General features: G+C 71.0%; 11 protein-coding genes. 5 read left to right on the top strand and 6 right to left on the bottom strand.

All coding sequences use genetic code 11. The features are described 5' to 3' along the window. The first annotated feature begins 2 nt into the window (after positions 1–2). Positions 3–107: a hypothetical protein gene (locus tag AVW11_RS39235; RefSeq protein WP_107423260.1), complete on the top strand. Its 105-nt coding sequence runs from the start codon at positions 3–5 to the stop codon at positions 105–107. Between the two features lie 329 nt (positions 108–436). Here the strand turns inward: AVW11_RS39235 and AVW11_RS37105 are convergent, their stop codons facing one another. The 3 genes from AVW11_RS37105 to AVW11_RS10475 all read right to left on the bottom strand — a co-directional run bounded on the left by AVW11_RS37105 (position 437) and on the right by AVW11_RS10475 (position 3,900). After that, positions 437–1,144: a hypothetical protein gene (locus tag AVW11_RS37105; protein ID WP_143568829.1), complete on the bottom strand. Its 708-nt coding sequence runs from the start codon at positions 1,142–1,144 to the stop codon at positions 437–439. Between the two features lie 181 nt (positions 1,145–1,325). Further along, positions 1,326–2,285: a DeoR/GlpR family DNA-binding transcription regulator gene (locus tag AVW11_RS10480; RefSeq protein ID WP_076043843.1), complete on the bottom strand. Its 960-nt coding sequence runs from the start codon at positions 2,283–2,285 to the stop codon at positions 1,326–1,328. Between the two features lie 175 nt (positions 2,286–2,460). After that, a complete protein-coding gene (locus AVW11_RS10475; RefSeq protein WP_076043842.1) occupies positions 2,461–3,900 on the bottom strand; it encodes an NAD(P)H-quinone dehydrogenase in 1,440 nt (479 codons plus the stop codon). Positions 3,901–4,099: 199 nt separating this feature from the next. On the opposite strand from AVW11_RS10475, the gene AVW11_RS10470 reads away from it, so the two are divergent. From AVW11_RS10470 to AVW11_RS10460, 3 genes are all read left to right on the top strand, one after another. Further along, positions 4,100–4,537: a gamma-glutamylcyclotransferase family protein gene (locus AVW11_RS10470; protein WP_030851165.1), complete on the top strand. Its 438-nt coding sequence runs from the start codon at positions 4,100–4,102 to the stop codon at positions 4,535–4,537. Between the two features lie 168 nt (positions 4,538–4,705). After that, positions 4,706–5,512 carry a purine-nucleoside phosphorylase gene (locus tag AVW11_RS10465; protein ID WP_030851168.1) on the top strand — a complete coding sequence of 269 codons (807 nt, stop codon included), beginning with the start codon at positions 4,706–4,708 and terminating at the stop codon, positions 5,510–5,512. 34 nt (positions 5,513–5,546) lie between these two features. Beyond that, on the top strand, positions 5,547–7,193 hold the full coding sequence (locus AVW11_RS10460) for a phospho-sugar mutase (protein ID WP_060178815.1): 1,647 nt from the start codon (positions 5,547–5,549) through the stop codon (positions 7,191–7,193). A gap of 251 nt (positions 7,194–7,444) precedes the next feature. Here AVW11_RS10460 and AVW11_RS10455 read toward each other — a convergent pair whose 3' ends face one another. Genes AVW11_RS10455 through afsQ1 form a run of 3 tightly spaced genes read right to left on the bottom strand, consistent with a single transcriptional unit; the run spans position 7,445 to position 10,270 of the window. After that, complete coding sequence (locus tag AVW11_RS10455; RefSeq protein WP_076043863.1) at positions 7,445–8,116, bottom strand: hypothetical protein; 672 nt, start codon at positions 8,114–8,116, stop codon at positions 7,445–7,447. Then, the gene (locus AVW11_RS10450) at positions 8,109–9,695 is read right to left on the bottom strand and encodes an ATP-binding protein (RefSeq protein ID WP_413081799.1); all 1,587 of its coding nucleotides are present in this window, start codon (positions 9,693–9,695) and stop codon (positions 8,109–8,111) included. The genes AVW11_RS10455 and AVW11_RS10450 overlap by 8 nt, the downstream gene beginning before the upstream one ends. Then, on the bottom strand, positions 9,593–10,270 hold the full coding sequence (gene afsQ1 / locus AVW11_RS10445) for a two-component system response regulator AfsQ1 (protein WP_063754818.1): 678 nt from the start codon (positions 10,268–10,270) through the stop codon (positions 9,593–9,595). Before afsQ1 ends, AVW11_RS10450 begins: the two co-directional genes overlap by 103 nt. 201 nt (positions 10,271–10,471) lie before the next feature. On the opposite strand from afsQ1, the gene AVW11_RS10440 reads away from it, so the two are divergent. Next, complete coding sequence (locus AVW11_RS10440; RefSeq protein ID WP_030851184.1) at positions 10,472–11,170, top strand: SigE family RNA polymerase sigma factor; 699 nt, start codon at positions 10,472–10,474, stop codon at positions 11,168–11,170. Positions 11,171–11,198: the final 28 nt, after the last annotated feature.

Here is an 11,198-nt window from a genome sequence, read left to right as displayed (position 1 = left end):
AGATGCAGGCCGCAGCCTACATGCGCGTGAACAAAATCAAGCAAGGCGTGCTCTACATCGACCACGTGGATGGCCCTTGCGACGCATACCTAAGGGCTGTCCCGTAATCCCCGGTGGATCAGCGCACGGCGTCAGATGCGGTGCATCGCAAGGCGGAGGGGCGTCCTCATACTGGGCGCATTCGGGCGTTCCGACAACGCAGCGAGGTGCCGTAGCTGTCGTCGTGCGCCCGCGGGGGATTACGGGACAGCCCTTAGGAAAAGGAACTTCCAGTGTAGCCATTGAAGACGCCCTGCCATTTGGAGCTGAGATGTGGGTTCTCGCACCAGGAAGAAGGCCAGAAAAATTTATCGGAAACGCCTTGTAGGCTGACTTGGCAGTTCGCCCGGTGGAGGTTCACTCATGAACCTCCACCGGGCATGCTTCAACCCCAATCTCAGAATGGGAGGTCATCCTCGGAGTATTCGACTTCATCTCGAACCCCAGCAGGAAGGATGTATCCTTCCAATCCCGATCGATATTTCTGCACGTCGCCACCCGGCGCTACGGCGACCTTGATCATCACCCCTGGCTCGCCCGGAAGCGCGTAGCCAACCGGTGGTGGACCCGCGCATGCGAGCGCGCCAGAATCACACAAGAGCCTAGTGGACGGGTCCTCGTTCTCCAGAGCAGGGAACGGAAGTACAGAAAAGTCCCGCAAGACAGACCCTTGGAGGACTGCATCCGGGACTATCGCGGTGAAGCAAGAATCCGATCCGCCGATCACCTCGCTCACAGTGCAGTGCAGAAGGAAGTTCTCGAGAGTCTCACCTGTAAGACGCCAGGGTTCTGACTCGTGACCGCGGCAGGACACCACTCGTTCCGTCGCCTGCACATCGGTTGCCCAGTAGTAGGCGCCTTGATTCTCGACCCAGAAAATCATCATGCCGTCACTGGCCTTATCGAGCTCCGCCAGCGGTATCGGACGATTCTGAGAAACTAGGCGCCCGCCGACTTCCGCAATCGCTCGATGCCAGTCGACTAGTTCCGCCGGAATTTCTGAGAATTCAGGAACATCATCGTCGACCTGACTCGCAACCACGCCATACCATCGTTGCAGAAATCGTCGAATGCTACCGCTCCGCGGATTTATCAGTTCTTCCACACAGGAATCCTACGGCACCTGGGGTAGCCGCATCGTCTGCGCTTCCTGACACCGGCTGATCCCTCACAGGACTCGGCAATGATGCGCAGAGGCGCCGCCAAGCCTCGGACGTCACGGAGCCCGAAGATCAGCACGCACTACCACTGCGGCTTGATCTCCGGGCTGAGTCCACTCGGCGTGACTACCGCCGCCGCATGTCCGCCACGCGGGCCCGCTCCCGTTCGCGGTCACCCGGGTCCGGTAGGGGGGACGCGCTGCGGAGTTGGGCCGTCGGGCCGCCGCGGCGTTGGACCGGGAGGGGGGAGTCGCGGCGGGGGCGGCGGCCGCCCAGGCCGTCCAGGCCGGCGGAGGCCGCGGCCTGGCCGCCCGCCACCGTGATCTGCACGCCCTGATCCGCCAGGGCCTGGAGTTCGGTGGCGGCCCGGTCGTCGTGCGGTGGGGGCTCGTCCGTGACCAGGCGGGTCATCACGTCCGTCGGCACCGTCTGGAACATCGTGTCCGTGCCGAGCTTGGTGTGGTCGGCCAGGACCACCACCTCCGCCGCCGCCTGCACCAGCGCCCGGTCCACGCTCGCGCTGAGCATGTTGGACGTGGACAGGCCGCGCTCCGCCGTCAGACCGCTGCCCGACAGGAAGGCCCGGGAGACCCGCAGCCCCTGGAGGGACTGCTCGGCTCCGCTGCCGACGAGGGCGTAGTTGGACCCGCGCAGGGTGCCGCCGGTCATGACGACTTCGACCCGGTTGGCGTGGGCCAGGGCCTGGGCGACCAGGAGGGAGTTGGTGACGACGGTCAGGCCGGGCACGCGGGCGAGCCGGCGGGCCAGCTCCTGCGTCGTGGTGCCCGCGCCGACGACGACGGCCTCGCCCTCTTCGACGAGGCCGGCCGCGACATCGGCGATGGCGGTCTTCTCCGCCGTCGCGAGATGGGACTTTTGCGGAAAGCCGGACTCCCGCGTGAAACCGCCCGGCAAGACCGCACCGCCGTGTCGGCGGTCGAGGAGTCCTTCGGCCTCCAGCGCCCGCACGTCCCGCCGTACGGTCACTTCGGAGGTCTGGACGACACGGGCGAGCTCCCGGAGCGAAACCGCTCCGTTGGCCCGCACCATTTCGAGGATCAATTGGCGACGTTCTGCAGCGAACACGAAACTGACAGTAACCCCAACGACCGTCTGGTTTCAGCTCTTTGCGCCGGAATACCGAAGTTGTCCATATGGCGGGGCGACTAGTGGTATACGCAGCCCGAGGTGCGGGTGAACACCCGGCCACGCGGCCGGGCACCGCCCCAACGCCCCTGGGGCGCGGGGCGGTTGGGGGCGGTCAGGCCTCCCCGCCGGCCTTCCGCGTGTGCAGCTGGCGGGCCACCTCCGCGATCGACCCCGACAGGGAGGGGTACACGGTGAACGCGTTTGCGATCTGCTCGACCGTCAGATTGTTGTCGACGGCGATCGAGATCGGGTGGATGAGCTCGCTCGCGCGCGGGGAGACGACCACGCCGCCCACCACGATGCCGGTGCCCGGGCGGCAGAACATCTTCACGAAGCCGTCGCGGATGCCCTGCATCTTGGCGCGCGGGTTGCGCAGCAGGGGAAGCTTCACCACACGGGCGTCGATCTTGCCGGCGTCCACGTCCGCCTGCGTGTAGCCGACGGTGGCGATCTCCGGGTCGGTGAAGACGTTCGAGGAGACCGTCTTGAGGTTCAGCGGGGCCACCGCGTCGCCGAGGAAGTGGTACATCGCGATGCGCCCCTGCATGGCGGCGACGGACGCGAGCGCGAAGACGCCGGTGACGTCACCGGCGGCGTACACGCCCGGCGCGGAGGTGCGGGAGACCTTGTCGGTCCAGATGTGCCCGGAGTCCTTGAGCCGGACCCCGGACTCCTCCAGGTTCATGTTCGCGGTGTTCGGGATCGCGCCGACCGCCATCAGGCAGTGCGTACCGGTGAGCACCCGCCCGTCGGACAGGGTGACCTCGACCCGGTCGCCGACCCGCTTGGCGGACTCGGCGCGCGAGCGCCCGACGACGTTCATGCCGCGGCGGCGGAAGACGTCCTCCAGGACGGCCGCCGCGTCGGGGTCCTCGCCCGGCAGCACGCGGTCGCGGGAGGACACCAGGGTGACCCGGGAGCCGAGCGCCTGGTACGCGCCGGCGAACTCGGCGCCGGTCACACCGGAGCCGACCACGATGAGCTCCTCGGGGAGCTCGTCGAGGTCGTAGACCTGGGTCCAGTTCAGGATGCGCTCGCCGTCGGGCTGGGCGTCGGGGATCTCGCGCGGGGTGCCGCCGGTGGCGATGAGGACGGCGTCCGCCGTCAGGATCGTCTCGGTGCCGTCCGCGGCGGTGACGATGACGTCCCGGGTGCCGTCGATGCCCTGCGGGCCGCCCAGCTTGCCGCGGCCTCGCATGACCTTGGCGCCGGCGCGGGTGACGGAGGCGGTGATGTCGTGCGACTGGGCGAGCGCGAGGCGCTTGACACGCCGGTTCACCTTGCCGAGGTCCACGCCCACGACACGCGCGGCCTGCTCGATGTGCGGGGTGTCGTCCGCGACGATGATCCCCAGCTCCTCGTAGGAGGAGTCGAAGGTGGTCATCACCTCGGCGGTCGCGATCAGAGTCTTGGAAGGTACGCAGTCGGTCAGGACCGAGGCCCCGCCCAGGCCGTCGCAGTCCACGACGGTCACCTCCGCGCCGAGCTGGGCCCCCACGAGGGCCGCCTCATACCCGCCGGGTCCGCCGCCGATGATCACGATCCGGGTCACGAAAAGTCCGCCTCACGTCTACCCGGCCGGCTGCCGCCCCGGCCGGTGTTCCGGGGGGTCTCCCCGGGGGATGCATTCCGTGCTCCATTGTCCCGCACGCTTCAAGGTGCTTCGCGCCCGGTCCCGCCGCGGGACTCCGTCCGGGGGTACGCCCGGCCGGGCACGCCTCCACGGCCGCCCCTCCCGTACCCTCGACCTCATGTCGCTCTACGCCGCGTACGCCGGCAACCTCGACCCGCGGCTGATGACGCGCCGCGCTCCCCATTCGCCGCTGCGCGGCACGGGCTGGCTCAACGACTGGCGGCTGACCTTCGGCGGCGAGCAGATGGGCTGGGAGGGCTCCCTCGCCACCATCGCCGAGGCCCCCCGCCAGCAGGTGTTCGTCGCCCTCTACGACATCGCCCCGCTCGACGAGGACTCGATGGACCGCTGGGAGGGCGTCGGGCTCGACATCTACCGGCGCATGCGGATCCGGGTGCACACCATGGAAGGCGACGAGGCCGCCTGGTGCTACGTGCTCAACGGCTACGAGGGCGGCCTGCCCTCGGCGCGCTACCTGGGCGAGATCGCCGACGCGGCCGAGTCCGCGGGCGCCCCGCACGACTACGTGATGGAGCTGCGCAAGCGCCCCTGCTGAATTCCCCGGCGCGGCCTCCCGGACGGGCTGTCCGGCCGATCGCCGCAGGTCATCGCAGGTCACCGGAGGTGGCAGCGGACATTTGGTCGGAAACGACAAGACAACGATCCGAGCATGGTGAGCTGTGCCATCTACGCGCGTAGGCAATGAGCGGCTACGCTCGTCTGCGTGAACGCATCTGTTACCGATCCCACCGCCGCCGCCGACGCCGCAGCCGCCCGCCTGCGCGAGCTCACCGGCGCCGAGACCCACGATGTCGCCCTCGTCATGGGCTCCGGCTGGGCCCCCGCCGCCGAGGCCCTGGGCGCCCCCGAGGCCGAGTTCCTCGTCACCGAGCTGCCCGGGTTCCCCCCGGCCGCCGTCGAAGGGCACGGCGGCAAGGTCCGCTCGTACAAGATCGGCGACAAGCGCGCGCTGGTCTTCCTGGGCCGCACCCACTACTACGAGGGCCGCGGCGTCGCCGCCGTCGCCCACGGTGTCCGCACCGCCGTCGCCGCCGGCTGCAAGACCGTCGTGCTGACCAACGGCTGCGGCGGTCTGCGCGAGGGCATGCAGCCCGGCCAGCCGGTCCTGATCAGCGACCACATCAACATGACGGCCACCTCGCCGATCATCGGCGCGAACTTCGTGGACCTGACGAACCTGTACTCGCCCGCGCTGCGCGCGCTGTGCAAGGAGATCGACCCCTCCCTCGAGGAGGGCGTCTACGTCCAGTTCCCCGGCCCGCACTACGAGACCCCGGCCGAGATCAACATGATCCGCGTGATGGGCGCCGACCTCGTGGGCATGTCCACCGTGCTGGAGGCCATCGCCGCCCGTGAGGCCGGCGCCGAGGTGCTCGGCATCTCCCTGGTCACCAACCTGGCGGCGGGCATCTCCGGCGAGCCGCTCAACCACGAAGAGGTCCTCCAGGCCGGCCGCGACTCGGCCGCGCGCATGGGCAAGCTGCTGACCCAGGTCCTCGCCCGCATCTGAGGCTCCGGACCGTACGAGAGGTAAGGCGGAAGTAGTGCAGGAACAGGACGACCTGATCACCCGGGCCCGGGCCTGGCTGGCGGAGGACCCCGACCCGGAGACCGCGGCCGAGCTGGCCGCGCTGATCGAGGCGGGCGACACGGCGGAGCTCTCCGACCGGTTCTCCGGCACCCTCCAGTTCGGCACCGCCGGACTGCGCGGTGAGATCGGCGCGGGCCCGATGCGGATGAACCGCAGCGTGGTCATCCGGGCCGCGGCGGGCCTCGCGGCCTACCTGAAGGCCCAGGGGCACACCGGCGGCCTGGTCGTCGTCGGCTACGACGCCCGCTACAAGTCGGCGGACTTCGCCCGCGACACCGCGGCCGTCATGACCGGCGCCGGGCTGCGCGCGGCCGTCCTGCCCCGCCCGCTGCCCACGCCCGTCCTCGCGTACGCCATAAGGCACCTGGGCGCCGTGGCCGGCGTCGAGGTGACCGCGAGCCACAACCCGCCCCGGGACAACGGCTACAAGGTCTACCTCGGCGACGGCTCGCAGATCGTCTCCCCGGCCGACGCGGAGATCGCGGCGGAGATCGCCCGCGTCGACACGCTCGCCTCGGTCCCCCGGCCGGAATCCGGCTGGGAGGACCTCGGCGAGGAGGTCCTGGAGGCCTACCTGGCCCGTACGGACGCCGTCCTGACGCCCGGCGGCCCGCGGGGCGTGCGGACCGTCTACACGGCCATGCACGGCGTCGGCAAGGACGTCGTGCTGGCGGCGTTCGCCCGGCACGGCTTCCCGGAGCCGGTCCTGGTGGCCGAGCAGGCCGAACCGGACCCTGCCTTCCCGACGGTGGCGTTCCCCAACCCGGAGGAGCCGGGCGCGATGGACCTGGCGTTCGCCAGGGCCGCCGAGGTCCGGCCGGACATCGTCATCGCGAACGACCCCGACGCCGACCGCTGCGCGGTGGCCGTCCCCACCGCGGACGGCTGGCGGATGCTGCGCGGCGACGAGGTCGGCGCCCTGCTCGCGGCGCACCTGGTCCACAAGGGCGCGACCGGCGTCTTCGCCGAGTCGATCGTCTCCTCCAGCCTGCTGGGCCGGATCGCGCAGGCGGCGGGCGTCGGCCACGAGGAGACCCTGACGGGCTTCAAGTGGATCGCCCGCGTCGAGGGCCTGCGCTACGGCTACGAGGAGGCGCTCGGCTACTGCGTGGACCCCGAGGGCGTCCGCGACAAGGACGGCGTGACCGCCGCCCTGCTGGTGGCCGAGCTGGCCTCGGAGCTCAAGGAGCAGGGCCGCACCCTGACCGACCTGCTGGACGACCTGGCGATGGCCCACGGGCTGCACGCCACCGACCAGCTCTCCGTCCGCGTCCGCGACCTGTCGGTGATCGCCTCCGCGATGGCGGCGCTGCGCGCGGAGCCCCCGGCCTCGCTGGCGGGCCTGCGGGTCGTCTCCGCGGAGGACCTGAGCAGGGGCACGCAGTCGCTGCCGCCCACGGACGGCCTGCGCTACTACCTGGACGGCGCGTACAAGGCCCGGGTCATCTGCCGCCCGTCGGGCACGGAGCCCAAGCTGAAGTGCTACCTGGAGGTCGTCGTCCCGGTGGCCGAGGCCTCCGACCTGGCGTCGGCCCGCGCGACCGGCCAGGAAGTCCTGGACGCGATCAAGAAGGACCTCGCGGCGGCGATGGGCCTCTGATCTTCGGGCGCGGCTCGCGCGCCTCGGCCCCCAGCCGGGCCTGCCCGGCTGCGCGCCGCTGCGCCGGCTCCGTCCGTCGCCCCGGGGGCCCGGGGCTTCGGCCCCGCCCGGCCAGGTTCCCGCCCCGTCCGGCGGGGGCCTGGCCGCCCGCTTCCCCTCGGCCCCCGAGCCCCGGCTCGGGGGCCGTCGGCGTGGTCGGGGCGCCTGCGCGGCCCGTCTCCCCGCAGCGGCGGCGCGCCCGGACGCGAATCTCAGCTTGCGGGGGACGCGGTGGCGGTCGCGGTCGCGGTCGCGGTCGCGGTCGGGCGGACGATCTCACCCAGCGTCGGCACCGACTCCGGCCGGGAGCGGACCGCGTCCGTGCACTCCCACGCCCGCGGCGGATCGGCGTCCGGTCCGCCGAGGACCACCGGTCCGGGGCCGGCCGACACCGTCTCGCTGCTCGCCAGCGTGCACACGATCTGCGACAGCGCCACCGGCGGCAGGTCCTCCGGCTTGCGGCTGAGCCGTACCGTGCCCGCCGGGTCGCCCGGCTTGGGCGCGCCCGCCGTCAGCCCGGCCGGCACCCCGGTCGAGAAGCCGGCGTCCCGCTCCTCCGCGTTCGGCGTCCGCTCCAGCGCCTCCAGCAGCGCCTGCGCGGCCTGTACGGCGGGATCCCGTACGGTGCCCTTCTCCGGCATCGGAACGATCCGCTCCACGCCGACCAGCTGCGACCCGCAGACCAGTTCCACCGTGGCGGGGAAGCCCGGCTCCCCGCTCTGGCCGCCCGGCTGCGCCGGGGTGTCGCACGAGACGCGCGACGGCGCCGCGCCCACGTCCACGGGCACGGTCGTCGCCCGGATCCCGCAGCCCGCGGTCGCGAGCAGTGCGATCCCGACGAGCGGGGCCAGTACGGCCGGCACCGCCGGCAGGACCTTACGCATCCGGGTCACCAGTGATCGCCTTTCCCACGTCCACGGGCAGCCGCAGGGTGAACAGCGCCCCGCCGCCCGCCGCGTTGGCCGCGGTGATGTCGCCGCCGTGGATGTGCGCGTTCTCCACGGCGATCGACAGTCCGAGCCCGCTGCCGTCCGACTTCGGCCGCGACGCGCTCGCCTTGTAGAAGCGGTCGAAGACGTGCGGCAGGACTTCCTCGGGGATGCCCGGCCCGTTGTCCCGGACCGCGATCACCAGCCAGTCCCCCTCCACGGCCACCGACACCCGCACCGGCGAGCCGCCGTGCTTGAGCGCGTTGCCGATCAGGTTGGCCAGGATGACGTCGAGGCGGCGCGGGTCGAGCCGCACCACGATGTCCCGGCCGGCGTCGAGTTCGACCGCGTCGAGCCAGGCCCGGGCGTCGATGCAGGCCGTGACCTGGTCGGCGACGTTGACGTCGTCCAGCACCAGCTTGGCCGTACCCGCGTCGAAGCGGGTGACCTCCATCAGGTTCTCCACGAGGTCGTTCAGGCGCCGGGTCTCGCTGACGACCAGGGTCACCGCCGGTGCGATCATCGGATCGAGGTCGTCGACCTCCTCCTCCAGCACCTCGGCCACCGCGGTCAACGCGGTCAGCGGCGTGCGCAGTTCGTGGGACATGTCCGCGACGAAGCGCCTGCTCGACTCCTCCCGCGCGCTCATGTCGGCGACCTTCTTCTCCAGCGCCTCGGCCGTCTTGTTGAAGGTGCGCGACAGGTCGGCGAGTTCGTCGGTGCCCGACACGTCGAGGCGGTGGTCCAGTTCGCCCTCGCCGAGCCGCCGCGCCGCGTCTCCCAGCCGCTGGACGGGCTTGAGCACGGTGCGGGCCGCGGCCTGTGCGAGCAGCGCGGAGCCCAGCAGCGCGAGGATGGTCGCGATGGTCAGCGACCAGGCGAGCGCGTTGAGGTCGTCCCGTTCCTGCGCGAGGGACTTGTACATGTATCCGGTCGGTCCGCCGCCGACGATCCGCGTCCCGCCGACCAGGTACGGGTTGCCGCGCGGCTTGGTGCGCTGCCAGTACACGTGGTATTCGGCGTCGTTCGCCGCGGTCGTCTTCTGCCGGTCGTTCACCGCGTTCTGCAGGGACTTCGGCACGTCGGTCAGCCGGAAGTTGTCGGGCCCGGCGGCCCCGTACATCTGGCGGTCGTCCTTGCCCTCCTGCACGAGCAGGACGCTGTAGCCGGGGCTGCTGCCCGCCATCAGCTCGGCGGTGCGCTGCAGCTCCTCGGGCGTCGGGTCGACGGGCAGTGCGGCGGCACGGTTCTGCATCTCCTGGCGGAAGTCGCCGAGGGCGGCCTCCTGGACGCGGGTGAGCACGGCCTCGCGGTTGAGCCAGTAGGCGATCCCGGACGCGGACACGGCGGCCGTCAGGGCGACCAGTGCGAAGACGACGAGGAGCCGCAGCCGCAGGCTGGTCCAGCGCCGGCCCGCGAGCAACGACCGGATCACTGCGGGGAGTCCAGGCGGTAGCCGACGCCCCGGACCGTGCGGATCAGGGTGGGCGAGGAGGGCACGTCCTCGACCTTGGCGCGCAGCCGCTGGACGCAGGCGTCGACGAGCCGCGAGTCGCCGAGGTAGTCGTGCTCCCAGACCAGGCGCAGCAGCTGCTGGCGGGAGAGCGCCTGTCCGGGCCGGCGGCTCAGTTCGAGGAGGAGTCGCAGCTCGGTCGGCGTGAGCTGGAGGTCCTCGCCGTTCTTCGTCACGGTCATGGCGGCCCGGTCGATGACGAGGGAGCCGAAGCTCGCCGAGTCGCTCGACTCGCGTTCGCCGCGGCGCAGTACGGCCCGGATGCGGGCGTCGAGGACGCGCCCCTGGACGGGCTTGACCACGTAGTCGTCGGCCCCGGACTCCAGGCCGACGACGACGTCGATGTCGTCGCTGCGCGCGGTGAGCAGGATGATCGGCAGCTGGTCGGTGCGGCGGATCCGCCGGCACACCTCGAAGCCGTCGATCCCGGGCAGCATCACGTCCAGCACGATCAGATCCGGCCGCTGCTCGCGCAGCAGTTTCAGGCCGTCCTCGCCCGTCGCCGCGGTGGCCACACGGTGGCCCTGGCGTGACAGGGAGAGTTCGAGGGCCGTGCGGATGGCGTCGTCGTCCTCGATCAGCAACAGGAAAGGCACGGGCTCATTCTGTCTCATGGGCAGTCGGGAGTTCGACCGTCAGGGGGACCAGATCCGGCGGGAGTCGGCCGGGATCCTTTTCGAAGGCCGCTGTGACAGTGCTGTGACAGTCGACGGACACCCCGGTTAAGTCGGCCGGGCAGTCTTCTTGTCAACGCACAGCGATCCGAAGCAGAGACACTCCACGACGGGGGGCGCGAGATGAACACGCTGCACAGCACCAGCACCAGCGCGGTTGTCACGCGGCTGCACGATGTGAACCGCCGGGCGGGTGTCCGTTCGGTGGCGGTCGCCCGGCCCCGGCCGGCCCACGTCGTAGCCATTGACGCACACCAGTACCAGGCGGTTCCCGCTCAGCAGCAGACCCCGTCCTCGACGTCCGAGGCGGAGTTCACCGCGTACGTCCAGGAGCGGCGCGCCGCGCTGTACGCGACGGCCTTCCACCTGACCGGTGACCGTTACGAGGCCGAGGACCTGCTGCAGAGCGCGCTGTTCTCCACGTACCGCGCCTGGGACCGGATCAGCGACAAGGCCGCCGTCGGCGGCTACCTGCGTCGCACGATGACGAACCTGCACATCAGCGCGTGGCGTCGGCGCAAGCTGAACGAGTACCCGACGGAGGAGCTGCCGGAGACGGCCTCCGACACGGACGCGATGCGCGGTACGGAGCTGCGCGCGGTGCTGTGGCAGGCGCTGACCCGCATCCCGGAGCCGCAGCGCACCATGCTCGTGCTGCGCTATTACGAGGGCCGTACGGACCCGGAGATCGCGGAGATCCTGGGCATCAGCGTCGGCACGGTGAAGTCGAGCATCTGGCGCTCGCTGCGGCGCCTGCGGGAGGACGAGGCGCTGAGCTTCGGCCGCGACGAGGCGGAGTCCTTCGAGGAGCTGGTCGCCTGAGGGCGGCCGACAGCTCACCACATGAACC

Origin of the sequence: Streptomyces amritsarensis (assembly GCF_001953875.1) — a bacterium.
Classification (GTDB): domain Bacteria; phylum Actinomycetota; class Actinomycetes; order Streptomycetales; family Streptomycetaceae; genus Streptomyces; species Streptomyces amritsarensis.
This window is presented reverse-complemented; position numbering and strand designations above follow the sequence as displayed.

Excerpts from the sequence above, each read along its gene's own strand:
- AVW11_RS39235 (WP_107423260.1), top strand. The coding sequence starts at position 3 with ATGCAGGCCGCAGCCTACATGCGCGTGAACAAAATCAAGCAAGGCGTG.
- AVW11_RS10470 (WP_030851165.1), top strand. The coding sequence starts at position 4,100 with ATGTCGCTCTACGCCGCGTACGCCGGCAACCTCGACCCGCGGCTGATG.
- AVW11_RS10455 (WP_076043863.1), bottom strand. The coding sequence starts at position 8,116 with ATGCGTAAGGTCCTGCCGGCGGTGCCGGCCGTACTGGCCCCGCTCGTC.
- AVW11_RS10440 (WP_030851184.1), top strand. The coding sequence starts at position 10,472 with ATGAACACGCTGCACAGCACCAGCACCAGCGCGGTTGTCACGCGGCTG.